The following is a 22,246-nucleotide window of genomic DNA, read 5'->3' as shown; positions in this document are numbered from 1 at the left end:
CTACACCCCGACCTTCTCCGTCGCCTTGCCGCGTTCCAGGTGGACGTGGGCGCGCATCAGCTCGCCCGGGTTGGTCTGCGCCGCGAGCAGCGAGAGCTCGCCGCAGAGCACGGTCGCCGCCGCGATGACGGCCAGCCGGCGGGCGTTCTCCCCCGGCTCGCGGTCGGCCCGGCAGCCGAGCCGGACCAGGTTGCTCTCCACGAAGTCGAGCCCCTTGCCGTTGCCCACCGTGCCGACGATCAGGTTCGGCAGGGTGCAGGCGAAGTACAGGTCGCCGTCGCGGTCCTCGGCCATCACCACGCCCTGCGAGCCCTCGACGATGTTGGCCGCGTCCTGCCCGGTGGCCAGGTAGAAGCCCAGCAGCATGTTGGCGAAGTGGGCGTTGGCCGAGCGGATGCCGCCGGCCAGCAGGGTGCCCAGCATGTTCTTGCGGACGTTCAGCTGGACGACCTTCGCCGCCGTGGTGCGCAGCACGCCGGTGACCACCTCACGCGGCACCAGCAGCTCGGTGACCACGTTCTTGCCGCGGCCCAGGATGCCGTTGACGGCGGTCGCCTTCTTGTCCGTGCAGTAGTTGCCCGAGATCGAGCCGTAGGAGATGCCCGGGACCGTCCGCAGCAGGTGCTGCAGCAGCACGTCGGAGGCGAGCGTCGCCATGTTGTGCCCGGAGGCGTCGCCGGTGGTGAACTCGAACCGGACGAACAGCAGGTTGGCGTTGATCTCGTGCCGGACGCCGACGAGTTCGGCGAAACGGCTGCAGCCGCGCACCACCTCCTTCAGCTCCTCGAAGCGGGCCTCGACGGAGCGGGCGGCGGCCAGCGCGGTCTGCGCGTCGGTCGCCTCGACCAGCACCGAGCGGGTCATCCGCTCGTCGACCAGGGTCGCCACGATGCCGCGCTCGGCGAGCATGGAGACCTTCGCGCCGCGGCCCACCGAGGGCCACAGCGGGGACTCGTAGGTGGCCAGCGGCACGTGCGTCTCGGTGCTGGTGACGTTCCCGGAGATGCGCACCGGTCCCACCCAGCGCATCGGGACGCCGGCGACGGCGTGTTCGTCGGTCATCGGGTGCCTCCCGTGAGGTCATCGGTGGCGGCGGTGGTGGCGGAGCGCCGGGCGAACGACCCGGTGTCGATGCCGCGGTCGGCGCAGAACTCCCGCAGCGAGCCCTGGATCAGCAGGTCGCAACGGGTGAGGTCGGCGGGGGTGGCCGCGCCGAGCATGGTCATCAGCGCCGCCAACTGGTCGAGCCAGGTGGTGAGCTGGTCGACCAGCGCGTCCACGCCCTCGTCCATCAGGGTGCGCAGGAAGGTCCCGGACGCCCCGACGCCGTGGGCGCCGAGCGCCAGCGCCCGGGCCACGTCGAGCGGGTGGCGCACGCCGCCGGAGGCCAGCACGGGCAGGTCCACGCCCTGCGCGTCCAGCAGGCAGGCGGCGGTGGACAGGCCCCAGCCCTCCAGGAAGGTGTAGTCGCGCAGGTCGCGCCGGCCGTTCTCGATCCGGGCGAAGTCGGTGCCGCCCCGGCCGCCGAGGTCGGCCACCCGCACGCCCAGCTCACGCAGCGTCAGGACGGTCTCCCGGCTGAGCCCGAAGCCGACCTCCTTGACGATCACCGGGACGTCCACGCCCGCCGCGATCTTGCCGATCTGCGGTACCCAGGCGGAGAACGAGCGGTCGCCCTCCGGCATGACCGTCTCCTGGACGGTGTTGACGTGGATCTGCAGGGCGTCGGCCGCCAGCAGGTCGACGGCGCGCCGCGCCTTCTCCACCGAGGCGGTGGCGTTGACGTTGGCCAGCACGAAGCCGTCCGGGTTCTCCTCGCGCAGCACGCTGAAGGTGCCGGCGCAGGACTCGTCCTTGAAGTACGCGCTCATCGAGCCGGAGGCGATCGGCACCCCGGTCCGCCGGGCGGCGATCGCGAGGTCGCGGTTGATCCGGCCGGTCATCTCGCTGCCGCCGGTCATCGCGTTGATGTACAGCGGGACCGGCCAGGAGAGGCCGGCGAAGGTCGTGGCCAGGGACACCCGGGGCCGGTCGATGCCGGCCAGGGCGTGGTGGACGAACGACACCTCGTCGAACTGGTTGCGCCCGACGTGGCCGTGCTGCTGCTCGACCGCGAGCCGGACGTGGTCGTCCTTGCGTTGCGAGATCATTCCTCGTTCCCTTCCAGGGCGGGACGCAGGGCCAGGGGTCGTACCCCGGCCGCGGCCCACCGCTCCCGTAGCTGGTCGATGTCGGGCGACGCGTCCGCGGTCCCGCTGTCCGTGGTCCCGCCGTGCGCGGTGTCCAGCAGCGCGATGCCGCAGTCGCCGCCCCCGGCGCCCGAGGGCTTGGCCGCTCCGCCCACGGCCTCGGCGGCCTCGCACAGGGCGGTCAGGGCGGGGGTGAAGACGCCGAGCCCGACCGCGTCGTCGAGCCGGGCCAACTCCCTTCGGGCGCACCGGATCTGCTCCAGCAGACCCGGCCGGTCACCCTGTTCGAACGCCTCGGCGGCGGCCCGTACGACGTCCTCGGCGGCGGCCGTGTACCGCCGGTGGGCGGGTGTGCCGCGCGGGCCGCGCCGGTGCAGGCCGGACACCAGGTCCGCGGTGGAGGCCGGGGTGCCGGTCCAGCCGACCTCCAGGGCCAGCCCGGGGACCGGCGGCAGCCGGCGCACCGCGAAGCCGGGCCAGGGCTCGGCCAGTGCCCCGGCCACCCCCCGGCGGCGGGCCAGGTCGAGCACGGCGGCCCGGTCGGGCGACCGGTAGGCGATCCAGCCGCCCCAGGTGCTGGCGGCGAGGTCGCCGCCGGAACCCTTGGGGTCGAGCCCGGCCGAGGCCAGCAGGGCCAGCCGGTACCGCTGCTCGGCCGACAGCGCCAGGCCGGCGTACGCGGCCACCGCCGCGACGGTCGCCACGGTCACCGCGCCGCTGGAGCCCAGGCCGAACTTGACGCCGTCCTGGTGCAGCCGGCTGCTGATCGCGAGGTCCAACTCCGGCGCCGGTCGGCCGTGTTCGGCCAGCAGCCGGGCGACCGTCTCGACCGCGGCGACGACGTGCGCCAGCTCGCGCCGGGTCCGGGCCGGGTCCGCCGCGCCGACCGGGTCGAGCCGGCCCTCCCGCCACCGCCAGCGCACCGGCGCGGCGGCGAGGTCGGAGGAGAGCAGGACGCCCGGGCCGGCGGCGGGCTCGGTGACGGTGGCGGTGATGTGGCGGTCGACCGCCACCAGGATCGCCGCGCCGCCCGGCTCCACCACCGCGTACTCGCCCGCGACGAACAGCTTGCCCGGCGCGCGCCGCACCACCGGCGGGCGGGCGCCGCTCACGCGTCCGCGTCCGGGCTCGGGCCCAGCAGCCGGACGCCCGGCCCCGGCCCGGCGAGGTGCACCGCACCGTTGCCGACGGCCCCGCGCACCGCCGCGGCCACCCGCTCGGCGTCCGCGCCCCGGCAGAGCACCTTGACGTTCGGCCCGGCGTCCATCGTCGCGTACGCCGCCACCCCGGCGCGCCGCAGCTCCTGCACCGCGTCCAGCACGGTCAGCGTGGCCGCCGAGAGGTAGCGCACCGCCGGGCGCGCCGCCAGCATGGTGGCGTGCATCCCGAGCGCGTTGCGCTCGGCGATCTCGCCCACCGCGTCGAGGTCGGCGCGGTCCAGCGCCTGCCGCATCTCGACCAGGTCGGCCTGGCTGGACGCGGCCCACGGCCGGTACAGCGGCGAGGTGTCGACGGTGCGCCGCATCGCCTCCCGGCTGGACACCGCCTTGGGCCCGGCGTCGACCACCGCGACCACCAGCGCCGGGTCCAGCGCGCGCACCGGCACCGGCAGCGGCTCGGCGTACGAGCCGAGGTCGGGGTCGGCGTGGCCGGGCTGTCCGGCGTGCCACAGGGCGAAGCCGCCGAAGACCGACCGCGAGGCCGAGCCGGAGCCGCGCCGGGCCAGCCGGGACAGCCCGGTGGCGTCCAGGCCCAGTCCGTAGGCGGCGCCGGCGGCGGCGGCCAGCGCGGCGAACCCGCTCGCCGAGGAGGCCAGTCCGGCGCCGGTGGGCACGGTGTTGCCGGTCTCCACGACGGCGCGCAGCGGCAGTCCGGCGCGCTCGCGGACCAGGTCCAGGAAGGCGATCACCCGGCGCAGCGGCTCGCCTCGCAGCGGCACGCCGTCGAGCGCGACCGCGTCGTGCGCGGCGCCGGGGGCGAGCCGGACCCGGGTGGTGGTCGGGAAGACGTCCAGGGTCAGCGAGAGGCTGTCGGTCCACGGCAGGACGAGCCGCTCGTCCCGCTTGCCCCAGTACTTGACCAGCGCGATGTTCGGGTGCGCGACGGCGGTGGCGTCGCCGGCGGCGGCCGGGTGGTCGGGCACGGCGACGGGCTGCTCAACTGCCATGGCCGGCCTGCTTCCCGAGCGGGACGGACCAGGTCTGGACGGCGCCGGCGGCCAGCAGCCGGCGGGTGACCTCGGCGGCCTGCTCCGCGCGGGCCAGCGCGATGACGCAGCCGCCCATCCCGCCGCCGGTGATCTTGGCGCCGAGGCCGCCGCCGGCCAGCGCGGCCTCGACCATGCCGTCGATCCGCTCGGTGCTCAGCCCGCTGTCCCTCAACAGTCCGTGATAGTCGGTGAGTTGGGCGCCGAGCTGCTCCGGCCGGCCCTCGGCGAGCGCCAGCCGGGCGGTCTCGGTGAGCTCGGTGGCCCGGCGCACGAAGGCCGCCCGGGAGCCCGGACGGTCCTCGAAGCCGCGGCGCAGCAGCTCGACGGCGTCCTTGGTGCGGCCCGCGACGCCGCTGTCCGCGACGATGAACAGGCCCTCGCAGCCGATCGGCAACTCCTCGGCCCGGCCCGCCTGGAACAGCAGCGGGGCCTTCGCGCCGACGGCCATCGCGTCGACGCCGCTGGCCCGCCCGTGCGCCACGTTCTCGGCCGTCTGCACCAGGTCGAAGGCCAGCTGCGGCGACACCTCGCGCCCGAAGAGGTCGGCCAGCGCGTGGACCACCGCCCGTGCGCAGGCCGCGCTGGAGCCGAGCCCCCGGCCGACCGGGATCGCGCAGTCGATGATCACATCGAGGTGCAGGGTGTCGGGCACGCCCATGACGGCCCGGAACTCGGCGGTCAGCCGGTGCAGTCCGTCGGAGGCCTGGGTGGCCTTCGGCCGGGCCCGGTCGCCGGTCATGGTGAGGGAGAAGTCGTCGGGGTCGGCGGGCGACTGCGCGGAGTACCCGGCGGTGGCGGTGACGGCCGGCTGCGGCATCGGGAGGGCGAGCGCCGGGGCTCCGTAGACCACCGCGTGCTCGCCCAGCACGATGGCCTTGGCGCGGGCCCGACCGGTGCCGACCGGCCGGGTCCCGCGCTGCTCCGACAGCCCCTCGGCTGCGGCGGGTAGGGACAACGAACTCAGCTCCCCGTGTCGTTTCTGCATGGAGATCGCTCATCCGGAGTTCTCGTGAGGAAGTGGATCCGGCGGCAGCCGGCGCCCGGCCACGTGCCGGGACGGCGAAGGGCCCGCCGGGGACCGAGGAGCGGTCCCCGGCGGGCCCTCGGCGGGCGCCGCCGCGGCGGGTCCTACTTCTCGGCGACGAGCATCTTCTCGACCGGGCGCCGCCACTGGTAGTACGACTGGATCTTGTGGTATTCGCCCTTGGGCGTGACCGTGACGCCGTAGACGAAGTTGCGGCCCTCGGTGCTGTACGGGGCCTCCTTCACCAGCCGCACGATCTGCGGGGCGACGGTGACCGGCAGCGCCAGCGGCTCGGGCGTCATCACCGAGTAGGTGATCCGCGAGATCTCCGGGGAGTCCCAGCTCAGCGTGGCGTACATGACGAACGCCTTCTCGTTGAACGCCAGCAGCTCGTCGCTGGGCGCGGGCAGGCCGAGCCCGCCGAGCAGCGAACGGACGCCGTCGGGCTCGAAGGTCGTCCGCGGCACCCGGCCGGAGGCGCCGCCGCCGAAGTAGAGGTTGACCGTGCGGCTGCCGTAGTCGATGCCGACCGTGCTGACGATGTCGGCCAGCCCGTAGCGCTCGAAGGTGTCGAGGTGGGCCGCGATGCTCTCGGGCGCCGACGGCAGCGCCATCACCTCGCGGACCGTCAGCAGCCGCTCGATGGTGGGGAAGGACCAGGCCTTGGTGAAGCCGGCGCGGACCCCGAAGTCGACGCCGCAGCTGTCGATCGGGAGCTCGCCGTGCACCTCGGCCAGCAGCCGGCCGACGGGGTGGTCGGTGGGCTCGGTCAGGCCGTTCGCCAGCGCGACGGCGTAGGGGTCGAGGCCCCGGGGGAGCATGGTGAACCGGCAGTCGAGGTCATCGGTGCCGCGCGGGCTGTTCTGCACCCGGAAGGAGATCACCGACTCCTCCAGCACGTCCTGGTAGGCGGTGAGGACCGGCCAGACCGTGTCGCGCTCGAAGGGCACCTCCACCACGCGGGCGGTTCCCTCGATGGCCGTGTAGAAGTTCTCCAGGAAAGCGCTTTCCGACATTCTTCCTCCACCTGTCCAGTCGTGGCGTGCGTGTGTGGGGCGCAGCGCGTCGCGGGCCGTGCGGCGGCGCGGACGTGCGAGTGCGGCGCGTGCGCGGTCCTCCCCCCGCGCACGCCGCGGCTCGGGCGGGTGGCGGACTACCGAGGGGGAACCAGTGCTCGTGTCGGCCGCGGACCTGGTCCGACCTGCGCGGACCGGCGGCTGTGACACTCAACCCCCGCCCCCGAAACGGGTTTTGGGCAGGGTGGGCGTGCAGAAATAGTGACACGCGCCCGGCTCCGGGCCAAGCCCGCGCAAAAGTGACCTGGGTCACGCCCGCCCGCGGCCCGTCCGCCGGCCGGTCCCCGGGCCCGTATTCGGCCGCACCGCACGGTCCGGTCTGGCATGATGTCCACGGTGTAGGGGTGCTAGCTCAATGGGTAGAGCAGCGGACTTTTAATCCGTAGGTTCAGGGTTCGAGCCCCTGGCGCCCCACCGGTGCGAAGGCCCGGGTCGGACCACCTCCGACCCGGGCCTTCGTCGTACCCGGGGCCGTCCCGGGGAGTGCTCAGCGGTGGGCGAAGAGGTAGCCGAGGCCGGCCGCGAGCCCCGAGGTGATCAGGCCGGAGGCCAGCACGTGGAGCCGGGCCGGCACCTCGAGCATCAGGCGCACCCCGCCGACCCGCAGGTCCAGCACCGGAGCGGCGGCCGGCTCCTCCGGCGCCCCGGACCCGACGGTCGGGGCGGTCTCGATGGCCGGGACGGACTCGACGGTCGGGGCGGAGGCGGCGGTGCCGGTCGGGAGCGCCCGGCCGGGCGCGGCGGGGGCGGGGTGCGGCTGGTGCGGCATGGTCGTACTCCTGCGCGGTGGTGCCGGGTCCGGCGGACCCGGTCGTCACCGGCATAGGCGCGCGGAGGGCGCCGAACCCACGCCGATGTCGGACAAGTCCGTTGGAACCACAGGTTTCTGGCGGACCGTTGGCGGACCGGGGCCGGTTGCCTATAACGCCGGTCGAGGGCAGCGCGGTGCGGCGCTCGATGTCAGGAGGGTCGATGGTGCAGGTCGAGCGGAGCGGTGCCCGGCCGCAACCGACGCCACCCCCCATACCGCAGGCCGCCCCGCGGCTCGCCGCGGCTCCCGACCCGTGCGCGCCGGACGCCGGCGACGCCCGGGCGGCGGCGATCGTGGACGGGCTGGCCCGACGCAAGGCCGACCAGGCCCTCGTGGACCGGCTCGCGGCCCGCGGCTGGTCCGGTCCCGAGTACCTGGCGCTGGAGTCGCGGCTGCTCGACCTCGGCCGTCGGACCCTGCACCGCTGGATCGTCAGCGGAGAGATCCACCGCCGCTGCCTGGACGTCGGCCGGCCGCTCAAGGGCGACCGGGCCGCGCGCGACGCGTTGCACAAGCGCGTCGACGAGCGGGAGTCGGTGGTCGGCGAGACGGTCGCGCTGGCCTGGCGCCGCTTCCGGGAGCACGCCCTGGTGGGCGGCGACTGGAACTGCGACGGCGGCGCCACGCTGGCCTCGTACTTCGTCGGCGCCGTCCTGCTCGCCTTCCCCGAGGTCCACCGCCGCTGGCTGCGCCAGTACCGGCTGGGGGAACTCGAACCGCTCGTCGGTGCGGAGCCGTCCGAGTCGGCCTACGGCACCGGCCCGGCGGCCGACGAGGCCTTCGGCGACGCCGAGCACGGCCTGGCCGTCGCCGAGGGGCTGATCGCCCGGCTGCGGCCGGACACGAGGCCGCAGCGGCGCCGCGTGCTCGCCCAGATCGTCTACGGACGGTCGTGCGGCCTCTCCGACGCGGAGATCGGCCGGCTGCTCGGCCTCTCCGCGGACGCCGTGTCCATGCGCATGGCCCGCTTCCGTGCCGAACTCGACCCCGGCCAGTAGGACCCGACAGACCAGAACGGAGGAGGACGCACTCATGACCGATCCCATGCCCGAGGCCGTCACCGGCGACCTGATCCGTTGGGTCCGGCAAACACTCTCGGCGGCGTGCGCGGAGGGCGGCGCCGACGAGGAGACCACCGCCTGGGTGGCCGAGCTGGAAGCCCTCGCCCCACGGGACGGCCTCACCGTGGTCGACATCGGCGCGCTGAGCCCGGGGCTGCGGGGCTTCCTGGGCACGCTGGCGGACTCCTCGCTCTCGCCCGACCTCGATCCGGAAGCCGTCGAACCGGCCGTCGGGCCGGAGCAGTACGCCTGGGGCGGGGACAACACCGAGGAGTCCGAGGGGTCCGACGCGGTCGCCCCGGGAACCGGTCCGGAGGGGTGCTCCGACCGGCCCGAGCCGCACGTCGCGGACGGCCTGCACGCCATCCTGCTGATCGACTTCGGTCCCGGCTCGACCGGCGAGACCGAGCGCGAGGTGCTCCACCGCCGCCTGGAGGCGGTCATCACCGCCGCTGCCCGGCTCACCGGATGGGATGACGACCTGGTCAACGACTGGACGGGGGACCGGGTGGTGACCGCCCTGCCGGTCGGGGCGCGCGCGGAGGCGGTGGGCCGCTGGTTCCGTCTGTTGGCGCCGGAGGTTCCCCGTCACGTGCCCTCGTCGGGCCTGGCCCTGTGGATGCGGGACCGGCGAGCGGCGGGCAGCCGGCTGCCGCCGCTGCGCGCCCGTTCCCGAGGGTGGTCGCGCGGCGCCGATCCGGTTCCGCTCGGCAGGCTGCGCACGGACTGGCCCCTGGTGGTGGTGGACGCCGAGGTGTTCCCCGCCCTGGGCGACGCGGACGGCCGGGTCCTGGGCATCGGTCCCGAACGCTGGAGGTCGGTCCAGGGCGGGCCGGAGCGTCCCGCGTACCGGGTGGCGCCCTGGCCCGGCGGCGCGCGGGCCGCCGTGGCCGGACGAACCCAGCCCCAGGTCGGGGGCCGGTGGTGGCGTTCGCCCGAAGCGGCCGTCCCCGCGGGCGTCCTGCCGGAGCGCGTGCTCCGGGAGATGGCCGATCTGGCACGGGAACTGGCGGGCGAGCTGGCCCAGGTGCGGGTGGCCGTCGGGGGTTCCGGTGCGGGGCGGCCCCCGAAGGCGGGGCCGTCCGGAGTGCCGCAGGACCTGGCCGCCGAGACGGCGGACCTCGCGACGGGACTCGGGTTGCTGGCGGGCCTGACCGGCTCCCCGGCGCCGGCCGTCCTGCGCGAGGCGTCCGGCCGGGCCTCCGAAGCCGCCCAGCTGTGGAGCGAGTTCCTCGACTCCGGCCGGGGGGTGGACGCGGACCACGCCGAACAGGCTCTGTTCCGACTGGTGTTGGGGCTCGGCGCGGTCCTGGAACCGGGGGGACCGCCACCGGTCACGGACGCCGGGGCACGAGAGCCCGCCGCTCCACCGGGGCCACCGCAACCGCCGGCGCCGCTGCGCCGGTCGACCTCCCACGTGACCCGCGACCGGTGGTCGCCGGCCGCCGCTGCCGGCCCCGGCGGCGCCCGGATCGGCAAGGAACAGTGCTGAGCGCTCCGGTGCGGGAATCACCCGGGGGCAATCATCGCTTTGTATGATCCACGAGGGTCTGTTGGGGGACGACGGACCGGCTGGGGGGCTGTGGGGGCGTTATTTCGGGGGAGTTCGTCGGTTATTGCGACCGTCGTATGTGCAACCCGAGAACCGCCTCGACCGTCTCTCTGTGTGCAACGCGTCCGGACCAAGGGGGGCGCGGCGTCCCGGCGGTGAAAGGTGCAGGCATGTCAGGTCAGTGGGGCGAGGGTGCGGCTCGCGGTGACGACGCGTCCGGCGCGGCCACGGCCGACGGGGCGAACTCCGCGGCGGTGCCCGCGCCGCGGCCGGGCGGCCGTGCCGAGGCCCGCCGCGCCGCCCAGGGCAAGGCCGGTGCCGCCCAGGGCGCACCCCCGGCGGCGCCCGGCGGCCGGGCGGCGGCCAGGGCGGCGGCGCGCAAGCCGAAGTGGGGCGCCAAGAAGATCGTGGCCTGGTCCGCCGCCGGGGTGCTCGTCCTGCTGGCGGGCACCGGCGGGCTGATCTACTACAAGCTGAACGGCAACATCAAGTCCTTCGACGCGGACGCGATAGCCCCGGACCGCCCGCCGGAGGCGCAGGCCGACTCGGACGGCAACAAGCCGGTCAACGTGCTGATGATCGGCTCCGACAGCCGCGGCAAGAACAACTCCGACCTCGGCGGCGGCGAGGAGGGCGGCGCCCGCTCGGACACCACGATCCTGCTGCACGTCTACGCCGACCACAAGCACGCCGTCGGCATCTCCATACCGCGCAACGCGATGGTGGCCATCCCGTCCTGCAAGCTGCCCAGCGGCAAGTGGACCAAGGGCGAGAACAGCCAGCTGTTCAACGCGGCGTTCTCCACCGGCGGCTCCGACGACGGCAATCCCGCCTGCACCCAGAACACCGTGGAGAAGCTCACCGGGATTCGCGTCGACCACACCATCGTGGTCGACTTCTCGGGCTTCTCGGCGATGACCAAGGCGGTCGACGGGGTGGACGTCTGCCTGCCGCAGGACATCCACGAGGGCGACATCAACCCGCACCTCCCCAAGAAGGGCAACGTGGTCCTGAAGAAGGGCCCGCAGAAGGTGGAGGGCCAGCAGGCGCTCGACTACGTGCGACTGCGCCACGGCATCGGCGACGGCTCCGACATCGGCCGGATGAAGCGCCAGCAGGCCTTCATCGGCTCGCTGGCCTCCAAGATCAAGAAGCAGGGCCTCAACCCGACCACCATGCTGCCGCTGGCCGACGCCGCCACCAAGTCGCTGACCGTCGACCCCGGCCTCGACAGCGCCGACAAGCTGATGTCCTTCGGCCTGTCGCTGCGCAACATCGACCTGCACGACCTCAAGTTCGTCACCCTGCCCTGGCGTTTCCGCACCCAGGACATGAACATCGACATCGTCCAGCCGGACGCCGGCAAGCTCTTCGACACCCTCAAGGCCGACCGGACCATCGACGGCCAGAACGCCACCGGCGAGCAGCCCGCGGAGGCCGCCCCGCCGACCGCCCCGGCGGACCCGGGCACCCCGGCCGCCACCGCCGCCGTGACCGCCTCCGCCTCCCCGCTCGCCACCGACGCCGCCAACAAGAACATCAGGGTGTCCGTCCTCACCGGCACCACCGCCGCCGGCATGGCCGGCAAGGCGACCGAGCAGCTCAGGGCGGCCAAGTTCACCGCCACCGCCGGGGGCCGGGCGGACAACACCAAGTACACGACCACCATGGTCCAGTACGGCTCCGGGCAGAAGGCGAACGCCGAGAAGGTCGCCGCGGTGTTCCCCGGCGCGATCGTCGAGCCCGGCACCTCGGCGGGCGTCACCGTGATCGTCGGCAAGGACTTCGCGGCGGCCAACGGCGCCACGGTTGCCGCGAGCGCCGCCGCGAGCTCCTCGGCGGCCCCGTCCGCCCCCGGAACGCCCGCCCCGCTGCCCACCAGCGTGACCGGCGACGCCCGCTCGGCCGACGACGACATCTGCGCCAACACCACCTACGGCTCCGGCGGCTGAGCGGGCGGGCGCTCCGGGGCGCGGCGCCTGCGGGCCCGTGCCATGGTGGGCCTGTCGCACACGCCGGGGGGAGCCGCAGGCCCGAAAGGCGGAACCATGGCCGAGATCGCCCTGGAGCTCGACATCGCCGCACCGCCGGCCGTCGTGCTGGCCGCGCTGACCACCCACGACGGGCTGACCTCCTGGTGGACGACCGATGTGGAGCGGGAGGACGACGTGCTGCTGTTCGACCTCCCGGACGACCCCGAGCCCTACCGGCTGCGGCGTGAGCGCACCGGCCCGGACCGGGTGGTGTGGACGAACGCCGGGGCCTTCCCGCCGCACTGGGCCGGCACCTGGATCAGCTGGGACCTCGCCGACCGGCCCGACGAACGCGGCGAGCCCGGCCACCGCACCCGGCTGCTGCTGCGGCACGGCGGCTGGCAGCCCGGCAGCGAGGAGGGCGTGCCGCTGGTGGCCGGCACCTGGGCGCAGCTGCTCGTCCGGCTCAAGGACTACGCGCAGAGCGGCGAGCCGCGGCCGCTGTTCACCGAGGGCGGCCACCACCACGCGCCGTGACCGCCCGCAGGTCCGCCGGTGAGCGTCCGGCCGGCGGCGACCCGCCGGGACGCCGTCCGGTGGCGGGATCGCGGAGGCCCGGCGATCGTGGGCGGTGTACGGCCGTCGGCCGCGCGGCCCCACCGCCCGCGCCGCCCCGGCGGCCCCGCGGCGGACGACCATCGCTTGGAGGCCAAGGAATGCCCGTAGTCACCGCACCGTACAAGCCCGGCACCCCCTGCTGGGTGGACCTGACGACGAGCGACCAGCAGGCCGCGCTCGACTTCTACCGCGACCTGTTCGGCTGGCAGGGCGAGGTCGGCCCGGCCGAGTTCGGCGGTTACGCCGTGTGCTCGCTGAACGGCAAGCCGGTCGCCGGGATCATGTCCCGCTCCGAGGCCGGGGAGTCCGGGCAGCCGCTGCCGCCGGTCTCCTGGACCACCTACCTCGCCACGGACGACGCCGACGCCGCCGCGCTGGCCGTCGTCGGTGCCGGCGGTGCGATCATCCACCCGGTGGTGGAGGTCGGCGGCACCGGCCGGATGCTGGTCGCCGCGGACCCGACCGGCGCGGTGTTCGGCGTCTGGCAGAAGCTGGAGTTCATCGGCGCGGGCATCGTCAACGAGCCCGGCGCGCTGGTCTGGAACGAGCTCAACACCACCGACACCGCCGCGGCCGGCCGCTTCTACCAGCAGGCGTTCGGGCTGCGCCCGGGGACCATCCAGGGCATGGAGGGCTTCTATTCGCTCAACGTCGGCGACCACACCGTGGGCGGCATGCAGCCGGTCGCCGGGTACCTGGCGCCGGGCACGCCCTCGCACTGGATGGCCTACTTCTCGGTGGACGACACCGACTCCACGGTGGACGCCCTGGTCAAGGCCGGCGGCTCGGTGATCCAGCCGCCGTTCGACATGCAGGCCGGGCGGATGGCCGTGGTGCGGGACCCGCAGGGCGCGGTCTTCTCGGTCACCTCCACCCCGGACTCGCCCTGAGCGGCCGGTTCCGGCCGCCCCCCGGCCCGTGTCGAACGAACCGCCGCCCGTTCCCGCGACGCGCCGCCGGGAATGGGCGGCACGGCGCGCGCGGACGGGGGAGACTGCACCCATGCTGGGGCTACCGGACGACATCCGCGCTTTCCTCTTCGACCTCGACGGGGTGCTCACCCAGACCGCCACGGTGCACGCCGCGGCCTGGAAGGACACCTTCGACGCCTTCCTGCGGGCCGAAGCGGCCCGCACCGGCGGGCCGTTCACCCCGTTCGACGCCGTCACCGACTACGACGCCCACGTGGACGGGCGGCCGAGACTCGACGGCACCCGCTCCTTCCTGCACAGCCGGGGCGTCGACCTGCCCGAGGGCACCGACGACGACCCGCCGGGCGCCCGCACCGTGCACGGTGTGAGCCGGGCCAAGAACGACACCGTGCTGCGGATGATCCGCGAGCAGGGCGTCGCCCCGTACGACGGCTCGGTCGCCTATGTGCGCCGGCTGCGCGCGCTCGGCCTGCCCACCGCCGTCGTCTCGTCCAGCGCCAACTGCCGGGACGTGCTGCGGGCGGCGGGCATCGAGGGCTTCTTCGACGTGATCGTGGACGGCGTCGTCGCCAAGCGCGAGGGCCTGCCGGGCAAGCCCGCGCCGGACACCTACCTGGCCGCCGCCCGGGCACTGGGCGTCGAGCCCGCGCACGCCGCCGTGTTCGAGGACGCGCTGGCCGGGGTCGCCTCCGGCCGGGCGGGCGGCTTCGGCGCGGTGGTCGGCGTCGACCGCACCGGCCAGGCCGCCGAACTGCGCCGCGACGGCGCCACCGTGGTCGTCCGCGACCTCGCCGAGCTGATTCCCGACCACCCGCAGCAGCCCGAGAAGCCGGAGGCGTCGTCGTGATGAGCGGACAGGAGCAGCCCTTCGCCGTCGACCCCTGGCAGGTCGTCGAACACGGCCTCGACCTCACCTCGCCGGCCCGCGCCGAATCCGTCTTCGCGCTCTCCAACGGCCACATCGGCCTGCGCGCCAACCTCGACGAGGGCGAGCCGCACGGCCTGCCCGGCACCTACCTCAACGGCGTCTTCGAACTGCGCCCGCTGCCCTACGGCGAGGGCGGCTACGGCTACCCGGAGTCCAGCCAGAGCGTCATCAACGTCACCAACGGCAAGATCATCCGATTGCTGGTCGACGACGAGCCCTTCGACCTGCGCTACGGCGAACTGCTCAGCCACCGGCGCTGGCTGGACTTCCGCGAGGGCCTGCTGCGGCGCTCCGCCGAGTGGACCTCCCCGGCCGGGCGGACCATCAAGGTCGACTCCACCCGGCTGGTCTCGCTCACCCAACGGGCCGTCGCCGCCGTCGAGTACACCGTCGAGGCGGTGGACGGCCCGGTGCGGATCGTGCTGCAGAGCGAGCTGGTCGCCAACGAGCAGCTGCCCGGCGGCCCCGAGGGCGACCCGCGGGCCGCCGCCGTGCTGGAGGCCCCGCTGCTCGCCGAGGTCAACCACGCGGGCGGCACCAAGGCGGTGCTGGTCCACCGCACCCGCTACAGCGGCATCCGGGTCGCGGCCGGCATGGACCACGTGATCGAGGGCCCGGAGCGGCTGGACACCGTCGCCGAGGCGGAGGCCGACCACTGCCGGATCAGCGTCACCACCGTGCTGAACCCCGGCGAGCGGCTGCGGCTGGTGAAGTTCATGGCCTACGGCTGGTCGGCGACCCGCTCGCTGCCGGCCGTCCGGGACCAGGTCGAGGCCGCGCTGACCGCCGCCCGGTACACCGGCTGGGACGGTCTGGTCTCCGAACAGCGGGAATTCCTCGACGAGTTCTGGGAGACCAGCGACATCGAGATCGAGGGCGACGTCGAACTCCAGCAGGCCGTCCGGTTCGCCGTCTTCCACGTGCTCCAGGCCGGTGCCCGCAGCGAGGAACGCGCCATCCCCGCCAAGGGGCTGACCGGTCCCGGCTACGACGGCCACAGCTTCTGGGACACCGAGGCCTTCGTACTGCCGGTGCTCACCTACTGCCTGCCGGCCGCCGTCAACCAGGCGCTGCGCTGGCGGCACACCACGCTCCCGCTGGCCCGCGACCGGGCCGTCCAACTCGGCCTGGCCGGCGCGGTGTTCCCGTGGCGGACGATCCGCGGCGAGGAGTGCTCGGGCTACTGGCCGGCCGGCACCGCCGCCTTCCACATCGGCGCGGACATCGCGGCCGCCGCCGCCCGCTACGTCCGCGCCACCGGGGACACCGAGTTCGAGCGGGACTACGGGCTGGAACTGCTCGTCGAGACCGCCCGGATGTGGCGCTCGCTGGGCCACCACGACTCCGTCGGCCGGTTCCGCATCGAGGGCGTCACCGGCCCGGACGAGTACAGCGCCGTCGCGGACAACAACGTCTACACCAACCTCATGGCGCAGACGAACCTGCGCGCCGCCGCCGAGGCCGCCGCCCGGCACCCGGGCAAGGCCGCCGAACTCGGCGTCAACACCGAGGAGACCGCCGCCTGGCGGGACGCCGCGGCCGCGATGTTCATCCCGTACGACGAGAACCTCGGCGTCCACCCGCAGGCCGACGGCTTCACCGACCACCAGGTCTGGGACTTCGAGAACACCCCGCCGGAGAACTTCCCGCTGCTGCTGCACTACCCGTACTTCGACCTGTACCGCAAGCAGGTGGTCAAGCAGGCCGACCTGGTGCTCGCCATGCAGGTCCGCGGCGACGCCTTCACCGACGAGCAGAAGGCCCGCAACTTCGCCTACTACGAACGGCTGACCGTCCGCGACTCCTCGCTCTCCGCCTGCACCCAGGCGGTGATCGCCGCCGAGGTCGGGCAGCTCGACCTCGCGTACGACTACACCGCCGAGGCCGCCCTGATGGACCTGCACGACCTCGGCGGCAACACCCGCGACGGCCTGCACATGGCCTCGCTCGCCGGGGCCTGCATCGCCCTGGTGGCCGGCTTCGGCGGGCTGCGCGACCACGGCGAGGTGCTCTGGTTCCGGCCCCGGCTGCCCATCGGGCTGATGCGGCTCAGCTTCTCGCTGCTGGTCCGCGGGCAGCTGCTGGGGGTGGAGATCGACCACGACCGGACCACCTACACGCTGCGCCGGGGCGAGGTGATCCACCTGCGGCACGACGGCGAGACGGTCCAGGTGAAGGCGGGCCGCCCGGTCTCGGTGCCCACCACCACCCCGCCCGCCCAGGAGCGCTGCAGCCAGCCCCCCGGCCGCGAACCGGCCCGCCGCCAGGCCCAGGCGGGCCTCTCCACCGGCCGGATCACCTCCGGCCCCGACCACCTCGCCGCCGAGTAGCACCGCCACCGCCCCGCCCCCGCGGGCCCCGGCCCCCCTCACCCGTCCGGCCCACCCCGGGTGCGGGGGGTCCGGCGCCGACGGACGGTGCTGGTGTCGCGCGTCCCCGGCGTCAGGAGATCCCCGTGGTGAGTGTCGCCGAGCAGATGGTCGAGGTGCTCCGGCAGGCCGGGGTCGAACGCGTCTACGGCGTGGTCGGCGACAGCCTCAACCCCGTCGTGGACGCGATCCGCCGGGCGGAGGGCATCAGCTGGGTGCACGTCCGCAACGAGGAGGCCGGCGCCTTCGCGGCCGCCGCCGAGGCCGAGCTGACCGGCCGCCTCGCGGTCTGCGCCGGCTCCTGCGGCCCCGGCAACACCCACCTCATCCAGGGCCTCTACGACGCCCAGCGCAGCGGCGTCCCGGTGCTCGCCCTCGCCTCGCACATCCCCTCCGGCCAGATCGGCACCGGCTTCTTCCAGGAGACCCACCCCGAACGGGTGTTCACCGACTGCAGCAGCTGGTGCGAGATGCTCTCCACCCCCGGCCAGCTGCCCCGCCTGCTGCGGGTCGCGATCCAGCACGCGCTGGGCGCCCGCGGCGTCTCCGTGCTGGCCTTCCCCGGCGACGTCGCCGCGCTCTCCGCCACCCGTCCGACCGGTACCAGCCACTACCTCACCGAGCAGGCCGTCGCCGCCCCGCCCTGGTCCCAGGTGCAGGAGCTCGCGGGCGCGCTCAACAGGGCGCACCGGGTCGCCCTGTTCTGCGGCGCCGGCGTCCGCTCCGCGCACGCCGAGGTGCTGGAGGTCGCGGCCGTCCTGCACGCGCCGGTCGGGCACTCCCTGCGCGGCAAGGAGTGGATCCAGTACGACAACCCGTACGACGTCGGGATGAGCGGACTGCTCGGCTACGGCGCCTGCCACGAGGCGCTGCACTCCGCCGACCTCGTCGTGCTGCTCGGCACCGACTTCCCGTACGACTCCTTCCTGCCCCAGGCCCGCACCGTCCAGGTCGACCACGACGCCACCCGGCTCGGCCGCCGCACCGCCCTCGACCTCGCGGTGCACGGCGACGTCTCGGCCACCCTGCGCGCCGTGCTGCCGCTGCTGGAGCAGAAGCGCGACCGCTCGTTCCTGGACGACATGCTGCGCCGCCACTGCCGCGCCCTGGAGGGCGTGGTCGGCGCGTACACCAAGGACATCGAGAAGCACCTGCCGATCCACCCCGAGTACGTGGCCTCGGTGCTGGACGAGGTGGCCGCCGACGACGCGGTGTTCACCGTCGACACCGGCATGAACAACGTCTGGGCCGCCCGGTACCTGCAGCCCAACGGCCGCCGCCGGGTGATCGGCTCCTTCCTGCACGGCTCGATGGCCAACGCGCTGCCGCACGCGATCGGCGCCCAGCTCGCCTTCCCCGGGCGCCAGGTGGTGGCGATGGCGGGCGACGGCGGCCTGTCGATGCTGCTCGGCGAGCTGCTCTCGGTGGCCAAGCACCGGCTGCCGGTGAAGACGGTGGTCTTCAACAACGGCGCGCTCGGCATGATCAAGCTGGAGATGCTGGTCTCCGGCTACCCGGAGTCGGAGATCGACAACGGCGACGTCGACTACGCCGGGATCGCCCGGGCGATGGGCATCCCGGCCAAGCGGGTCACCGAGCCGGCCCGGGTGCGGGAGGTGCTGGCGGAGGCGCTGGAACGGCCCGGCCCGGCGCTGGTGGACGTGGTCACCGACGCCAACGCGCTGTCCATCCCGCCGCACATCACGGCCGCCCAGGTGAAGGGCTTCGCGCTGGCCGCCGGGCGGACGGTGCTCTCCGGCGGCGTCGGCCGGATGATCGACCTGGCCCGGTCCAACCTCAGGAACATTCCCCGTCCGTAGCGGTCTCACACGCGGCTTTGCCTAAGAGGCAAGAAAATTGCCCAGGCGGCACGCGAGGTGTCCACTGGACACATGACCACCAGCCCAGCCGGTCCCCAGCCCGAGGCTTCCACCGCCCCCGCCGCCCCCGTCGCCCCCGTCGAGGAGCACGAGCTGCAGGAGGTGGCCGGCCTCGCCGCGCGGCTGCGCGACCACCGGCTCGGCAGCCGCCTCACCCTGGAGGTCGCCGCCGCCCGGATCGGTCTGTCCCCAGCCTACTTGTCCCGACTGGAGACCGGACGCCGGCAGCCCTCACTGCCCGTCCTGCTCGGCCTCGCCCGCGCCTACGGCACCTCCGTCTCCGGCCTGCTCGGCGAGACCTACACCGAGCCGGACCCGGTGGTGCGCGGCGGCGCGATCGAACCCGGTCGCGCCGGCGGCTGGGGCTACCGCCGCACCGGCGCCCCCGGCCGGGCCATGCAGGCGCTGCGCGTGCACGTCCCCCCGGGCGTGCAGGACGCCGTGGTCCGCGTCCACCCCGGCGAGGAATGGCTGTACGTCCTCCAGGGCCGGCTGAAGCTGACCCTCGGCGAACGCGTCCACCTGCTCGAGGAGGGCGACTCCGCCCACTTCGACTCGCTCACCCCGCACTGCATCGCCGCCGACTCCTCGTCCGGAGTCGAACTGCTCTTCATGCACACCCTGCTGCAGAGCCCCGGCGGCGAACTCTGCCTCGGTGGCGGCCCCGCCGCCCCGCACCACTGACCCGACGTCAGGAAACCCGGAGGATGATCCCGATGGCCGAGACCGCCGCAACCCCCGCCGCGACCGCCCTGCCCGCCCCGGACACCAGGGACGAGAACGCGCCGAAGACCATGGACGCGGGCAAGTGGGCCAACCGTCGCGTCTACCACCGCCTGGTGATCTACACCGCCGGCATCCACATCTTCGCCGGCTTCATCATGCTCCTGTTCGAACTGGGCAGCCGCAACAAGTAACCCCTTCCGCCCCAGGCCGCCGAGGCCCACCCCCGGCGGCCTCCGGCCTGCCGCGACGCGGGTGCCTCAGGCCGTGCGCAGCACCGCGCAGAGGGCGTCGAGGGCGGCGGGGAAGGCGTGGTCGGGCGGGGTGGCGTAGCCGACGACCAGGGCCGGCGGGGCGTCCGCGGCGGCGTGCTCGGTGAGGTACCAGCCGAGGCCGGTGAGGACCAGGCCGGCGGCGCGGGCGCGGCTCACCAGCTCCGCTTCCGGGCGGGAGCCGGGCGGCAGCTCCAGGACGGCGTGCAGCCCGGCGGCGATTCCGGTGACCCGGACGTGCGGGGCCCGTTCGGCGAGCGCCGCGACCAGGAGGTCCCGGCGCCGCCGGTAGTGCAGCCGGCAGCGCCGCACGTGCCGGTCGTAGCGGCCCGAGGTGATCAGTTCGGCGAAGGTGAGCTGGTCGATCACCGGGCTCATGGTGTCCGCCAGGTCCTTGAGCCGGCTGACCGGTTCGACCAGTTCGTCGGGCAGTGCCAGCCAGGCCAGCCGCAGACCGGGCGCGAGGCTCTTGGCGGCGGTGCCGCCGTACACCACGCGGTCCGGGTCGAGCGCCTGCATCGCGCCGAGCGGCTGCCGGTCGTAGCGGAACTCGCCGTCGTAGTCGTCCTCGATCACGTACCCGTCGTGCTCGCGGGCCCAGCGGACGGCGGCCGAGCGGCGCTCGGCGGCCAGGGCGGCGCCGGTCGGGAACTGGTGCGCGGGGGTGAGCAGCACCGCCCCGACCCGTTCCCCGGTCAGCCCGGCCAGCAGGTCCGTCCGCGCCCCGGCGCAGTCCAGCGGCAGCGGCGCGAGGCCGAGCCCGGCCGCCCGCAGGACGTCCCGCTGCGGCGGCAGCCCGTACGTCTCGACGGCCACCCGCCCGGCCCCGCGTTCGCGCAGGGCGGTGGCCAGCAGGCCGAGGCCCTGGCCGAAGCCGGCACAGATCAGCAGCCGGTCCGGATCGGTGCGCACGCCCCGCACCCGGGCCAGGTAGCCGGCGAGCGCCCGGCGCAGCTCGATCCGCCCCAGCGGGGAGCCGTAGTCGAAGGCCTCGTGCGGGGCGACGGCCAGCGCCCGGCGGGCACTGGCCAGCCAGGCGGTGCGGGGGAACAGCGAGAGGTCCGGCCGCCCGGCGAGCAGGTCGTGCCGCCCGGTGGGGCGGCGGCCCGCCGCCACCTCGACGGTGCGGCCGGCGGGCCGGGGCGCGGGGCGTTCGGCGACCGTCGTCCCGGAGCCCTGCCGGGAGCTGAGCCAGCCTTCGGCGGTCAGCTGCCCGTACGCCTCGACGACGGTGTTCCGGGCGATCCCGAGGTCCTCGCCGAGCGCCCGGGAGGACGGCAACCGGGTGCCGGGTGCGAGCCGCCCGTCCTGGACGGCCTCGCGCAGCGCGTCCTCCAGGGCCGCGCGCAGTCCGGCCCCGGCGGCGCGGCGTTCGCCGAGGTCGAGGTGCAGGTCTCCGCCGAACGCGGTCCAGGGGGCGGCGGCGCGGGTGGTTCGGGGGCGGCTCATGGCGGGATTATCGCCGCAACCCCCGCCGCCCCCGGATGGTCCGATGCATCGCGCCCGACGCACGACCGCGGTGGGGGATGGCGAACACGGCCTACCAGGACGGGAGTTCGGCGGTTCCACAGCGAAGACGGCGACCCGGCCGCGGGGCGCCCCTCCGGCGGCCCGGCCACGTCGGCCCGCGGCCCACGCCGGCCCGGTGCGCGCGTGTTCGCGTCACGAGGAGCGGCTAACGTCCGTCAGTGAACCGACGGATCCCGACGCGAGGGTGTGGCAGATGAACGGGGAAGACCTTCTGGCCGAGCGCTTCGAGCAGCACCGGTCCCATCTCCGGGCGGTCGCCTACCGGATGCTCGGCTCGCTCAGCGAGGCCGAGGACGCCGTCCAGGAGACGTGGTTCAAGCTGAGCCGTACGGACGTCGGCGGGGTCGTCAACCTGGGCGGCTGGCTGACCACCGTGACCGGCCGGGTCTGCCTGGACCTGCTGCGCTCCCGCGTCGCCCGGCGCGAGGACCCGCTGCAGGAGCAGGACGGCCGGGAGGTCCGGCTGCCCGATCCGATCATCGGCGGGGCGCGGGCCGTCGACCCGGAGCAGGAGATCCTCACCGCCGACTCGGTCGGCATCGCGCTGATGATCGTGCTGGAGACGCTGGCCCCGGCGGAGCGGCTGGCGTTCGTGCTGCACGACCTGTTCTCGGTGCCGTTCGACGAGATCGCCCCGATCCTCGGCCGCACCTCCGCCTCCACCCGCCAGCTCGCCAGCCGGGCCCGCCGCCGCGTCCAGGGGGCCGCGCCCGTGCCGGACGCCGATCTGGCGCTGCGCCGGGAGGTGGTGGAGGCGTTCCTGGCCGCCGCCCGCGGCGGGGACTTCGACGCGCTGCTCACCGTCCTCGACCCGGACGTGGTGGCCCGCTCCGACGGTGGCGCCCTGCGCCCGGCCACCTTCCGGCGCGGGGCGAACGAGGTGGCGGCCGGGGCGAGCCTCTTCGGCACGCAGTTCGCCGGGGAGTCCCGCCCGGTGCTGGTCAACGGCGAGCCGGCGGTGGCCGCGTTCGCCGACGGCCGCCCGGTCTCGCTCGCCGCGTTCACGGTGCGCGGCGGCAGGATCGTCGAGCTGAACATCTTCACCGACCCGGAGCGCCTGGAGCGCCTCGGCCTGTCGGCGGCCTGACACCCGGGGCCC

The 22,246-nt window shown here is 74.7% G+C and carries 19 protein-coding genes and 1 tRNA gene; 12 read left to right on the top strand and 8 right to left on the bottom strand.

What is annotated here, in order from left to right; genetic code table 11:
* The 6 genes from ABZW10_RS19345 to ABZW10_RS19320 form a co-directional block, all read right to left on the bottom strand.
* Positions 1 to 1,062, bottom strand: coding sequence for a hydroxymethylglutaryl-CoA reductase (locus ABZW10_RS19345; protein ID WP_355366919.1), 1,062 nt, complete (start codon positions 1,060 to 1,062; stop codon positions 1 to 3).
* Positions 1,059 to 2,150: a type 2 isopentenyl-diphosphate Delta-isomerase gene (gene fni / locus ABZW10_RS19340; RefSeq protein ID WP_355366916.1), complete on the bottom strand. Its 1,092-nt coding sequence runs from the start codon at positions 2,148 to 2,150 to the stop codon at positions 1,059 to 1,061. Before fni ends, ABZW10_RS19345 begins: the two co-directional genes overlap by 4 nt.
* On the bottom strand, positions 2,147 to 3,301 hold the full coding sequence (locus ABZW10_RS19335; RefSeq protein ID WP_355366913.1) for a phosphomevalonate kinase: 1,155 nt from the start codon (positions 3,299 to 3,301) through the stop codon (positions 2,147 to 2,149). The genes fni and ABZW10_RS19335 overlap by 4 nt, the downstream gene beginning before the upstream one ends.
* Positions 3,298 to 4,356 carry a diphosphomevalonate decarboxylase gene (mvaD, locus tag ABZW10_RS19330; protein WP_355366910.1) on the bottom strand — a complete coding sequence of 353 codons (1,059 nt, stop codon included), beginning with the start codon at positions 4,354 to 4,356 and terminating at the stop codon, positions 3,298 to 3,300. The genes ABZW10_RS19335 and mvaD overlap by 4 nt, the downstream gene beginning before the upstream one ends.
* Positions 4,346 to 5,383 carry a mevalonate kinase gene (gene mvk / locus ABZW10_RS19325; protein ID WP_355366907.1) on the bottom strand — a complete coding sequence of 346 codons (1,038 nt, stop codon included), beginning with the start codon at positions 5,381 to 5,383 and terminating at the stop codon, positions 4,346 to 4,348. Before mvk ends, mvaD begins: the two co-directional genes overlap by 11 nt.
* 143 nt (positions 5,384 to 5,526) lie before the next feature.
* The gene (locus ABZW10_RS19320; protein ID WP_355366904.1) at positions 5,527 to 6,438 is read right to left on the bottom strand and encodes an aromatic prenyltransferase; all 912 of its coding nucleotides are present in this window, start codon (positions 6,436 to 6,438) and stop codon (positions 5,527 to 5,529) included.
* A 401-nt stretch (positions 6,439 to 6,839) separates the two neighbouring features.
* Here ABZW10_RS19320 and ABZW10_RS19315 point away from each other — a divergent pair.
* Positions 6,840 to 6,912, top strand: a tRNA-Lys gene (locus ABZW10_RS19315).
* 73 nt (positions 6,913 to 6,985) lie between these two features.
* Here ABZW10_RS19315 and ABZW10_RS19310 read toward each other — a convergent pair.
* Positions 6,986 to 7,267, bottom strand: coding sequence for a hypothetical protein (locus tag ABZW10_RS19310; protein WP_355366901.1), 282 nt, complete (start codon positions 7,265 to 7,267; stop codon positions 6,986 to 6,988).
* Positions 7,268 to 7,470: 203 nt separating this feature from the next.
* Here ABZW10_RS19310 and ABZW10_RS19305 point away from each other — a divergent pair, with 203 nt between their 5' ends.
* The 10 genes from ABZW10_RS19305 to ABZW10_RS19260 all read left to right on the top strand — a co-directional run bounded on the left by ABZW10_RS19305 (position 7,471) and on the right by ABZW10_RS19260 (position 19,539).
* Entirely contained in the window at positions 7,471 to 8,307 is an 837-nt protein-coding gene (locus ABZW10_RS19305; RefSeq protein ID WP_355366898.1) for a hypothetical protein, read from the top strand.
* A 34-nt stretch (positions 8,308 to 8,341) separates the two neighbouring features.
* Positions 8,342 to 9,862 carry a hypothetical protein gene (locus ABZW10_RS19300; protein WP_355366895.1) on the top strand — a complete coding sequence of 507 codons (1,521 nt, stop codon included), beginning with the start codon at positions 8,342 to 8,344 and terminating at the stop codon, positions 9,860 to 9,862.
* Between the two features lie 230 nt (positions 9,863 to 10,092).
* Entirely contained in the window at positions 10,093 to 11,874 is a 1,782-nt protein-coding gene (locus ABZW10_RS19295) for an LCP family protein (protein ID WP_355366892.1), read from the top strand.
* Between the two features lie 96 nt (positions 11,875 to 11,970).
* Positions 11,971 to 12,432, top strand: coding sequence for an SRPBCC domain-containing protein (locus tag ABZW10_RS19290; RefSeq protein ID WP_355366889.1), 462 nt, complete (start codon positions 11,971 to 11,973; stop codon positions 12,430 to 12,432).
* Between the two features lie 179 nt (positions 12,433 to 12,611).
* On the top strand, positions 12,612 to 13,403 hold the full coding sequence (locus tag ABZW10_RS19285) for a VOC family protein (protein WP_355366886.1): 792 nt from the start codon (positions 12,612 to 12,614) through the stop codon (positions 13,401 to 13,403).
* A gap of 112 nt (positions 13,404 to 13,515) precedes the next feature.
* Complete coding sequence (locus ABZW10_RS19280; RefSeq protein ID WP_355366883.1) at positions 13,516 to 14,292, top strand: beta-phosphoglucomutase family hydrolase; 777 nt, start codon at positions 13,516 to 13,518, stop codon at positions 14,290 to 14,292.
* Positions 14,292 to 16,703: a glycosyl hydrolase family 65 protein gene (locus ABZW10_RS19275; RefSeq protein ID WP_355366880.1), complete on the top strand. Its 2,412-nt coding sequence runs from the start codon at positions 14,292 to 14,294 to the stop codon at positions 16,701 to 16,703. Before ABZW10_RS19280 ends, ABZW10_RS19275 begins: the two co-directional genes overlap by 1 nt.
* A gap of 119 nt (positions 16,704 to 16,822) precedes the next feature.
* On the top strand, positions 16,823 to 18,562 hold the full coding sequence (locus ABZW10_RS19270; RefSeq protein ID WP_355367113.1) for a pyruvate dehydrogenase: 1,740 nt from the start codon (positions 16,823 to 16,825) through the stop codon (positions 18,560 to 18,562).
* 72 nt (positions 18,563 to 18,634) lie between these two features.
* Complete coding sequence (locus tag ABZW10_RS19265; protein ID WP_355366877.1) at positions 18,635 to 19,306, top strand: XRE family transcriptional regulator; 672 nt, start codon at positions 18,635 to 18,637, stop codon at positions 19,304 to 19,306.
* A gap of 32 nt (positions 19,307 to 19,338) precedes the next feature.
* Complete coding sequence (locus ABZW10_RS19260) at positions 19,339 to 19,539, top strand: DUF6126 family protein (protein ID WP_355366874.1); 201 nt, start codon at positions 19,339 to 19,341, stop codon at positions 19,537 to 19,539.
* Between the two features lie 66 nt (positions 19,540 to 19,605).
* Here the strand turns inward: ABZW10_RS19260 and ABZW10_RS19255 are convergent, their stop codons facing one another.
* On the bottom strand, positions 19,606 to 21,066 hold the full coding sequence (locus ABZW10_RS19255) for a PLP-dependent aminotransferase family protein (RefSeq protein WP_355366871.1): 1,461 nt from the start codon (positions 21,064 to 21,066) through the stop codon (positions 19,606 to 19,608).
* Between the two features lie 274 nt (positions 21,067 to 21,340).
* Between ABZW10_RS19255 and ABZW10_RS19250 the strand changes: the two genes are divergently transcribed.
* A complete protein-coding gene (locus tag ABZW10_RS19250) occupies positions 21,341 to 22,234 on the top strand; it encodes a sigma-70 family RNA polymerase sigma factor (protein WP_355366869.1) in 894 nt (297 codons plus the stop codon).
* Positions 22,235 to 22,246 lie beyond the last annotated feature (12 nt).

Source organism: Kitasatospora sp. NPDC004723 (assembly GCF_040609255.1).
Classification (GTDB): domain Bacteria; phylum Actinomycetota; class Actinomycetes; order Streptomycetales; family Streptomycetaceae; genus Kitasatospora.
This window is presented reverse-complemented; position numbering and strand designations above follow the sequence as displayed.

Coding starts and splice junctions, on each gene's coding strand:
- ABZW10_RS19345 (WP_355366919.1), bottom strand. CDS start 1,062: ATGACCGACGAACACGCCGTCGCCGGCGTCCCGATGCGCTGGGTGGGA.
- fni (WP_355366916.1), bottom strand. CDS start 2,150: ATGATCTCGCAACGCAAGGACGACCACGTCCGGCTCGCGGTCGAGCAG.
- mvaD (WP_355366910.1), bottom strand. CDS start 4,356: ATGGCAGTTGAGCAGCCCGTCGCCGTGCCCGACCACCCGGCCGCCGCC.
- mvk (WP_355366907.1), bottom strand. CDS start 5,383: ATGCAGAAACGACACGGGGAGCTGAGTTCGTTGTCCCTACCCGCCGCA.
- ABZW10_RS19320 (WP_355366904.1), bottom strand. CDS start 6,438: ATGTCGGAAAGCGCTTTCCTGGAGAACTTCTACACGGCCATCGAGGGA.
- ABZW10_RS19310 (WP_355366901.1), bottom strand. CDS start 7,267: ATGCCGCACCAGCCGCACCCCGCCCCCGCCGCGCCCGGCCGGGCGCTC.
- ABZW10_RS19305 (WP_355366898.1), top strand. CDS start 7,471: ATGGTGCAGGTCGAGCGGAGCGGTGCCCGGCCGCAACCGACGCCACCC.
- ABZW10_RS19300 (WP_355366895.1), top strand. CDS start 8,342: ATGACCGATCCCATGCCCGAGGCCGTCACCGGCGACCTGATCCGTTGG.
- ABZW10_RS19295 (WP_355366892.1), top strand. CDS start 10,093: ATGTCAGGTCAGTGGGGCGAGGGTGCGGCTCGCGGTGACGACGCGTCC.
- ABZW10_RS19290 (WP_355366889.1), top strand. CDS start 11,971: ATGGCCGAGATCGCCCTGGAGCTCGACATCGCCGCACCGCCGGCCGTC.
- ABZW10_RS19285 (WP_355366886.1), top strand. CDS start 12,612: ATGCCCGTAGTCACCGCACCGTACAAGCCCGGCACCCCCTGCTGGGTG.
- ABZW10_RS19280 (WP_355366883.1), top strand. CDS start 13,516: ATGCTGGGGCTACCGGACGACATCCGCGCTTTCCTCTTCGACCTCGAC.
- ABZW10_RS19275 (WP_355366880.1), top strand. CDS start 14,292: ATGAGCGGACAGGAGCAGCCCTTCGCCGTCGACCCCTGGCAGGTCGTC.
- ABZW10_RS19265 (WP_355366877.1), top strand. CDS start 18,635: ATGACCACCAGCCCAGCCGGTCCCCAGCCCGAGGCTTCCACCGCCCCC.
- ABZW10_RS19260 (WP_355366874.1), top strand. CDS start 19,339: ATGGCCGAGACCGCCGCAACCCCCGCCGCGACCGCCCTGCCCGCCCCG.
- ABZW10_RS19255 (WP_355366871.1), bottom strand. CDS start 21,066: ATGAGCCGCCCCCGAACCACCCGCGCCGCCGCCCCCTGGACCGCGTTC.
- ABZW10_RS19250 (WP_355366869.1), top strand. CDS start 21,341: ATGAACGGGGAAGACCTTCTGGCCGAGCGCTTCGAGCAGCACCGGTCC.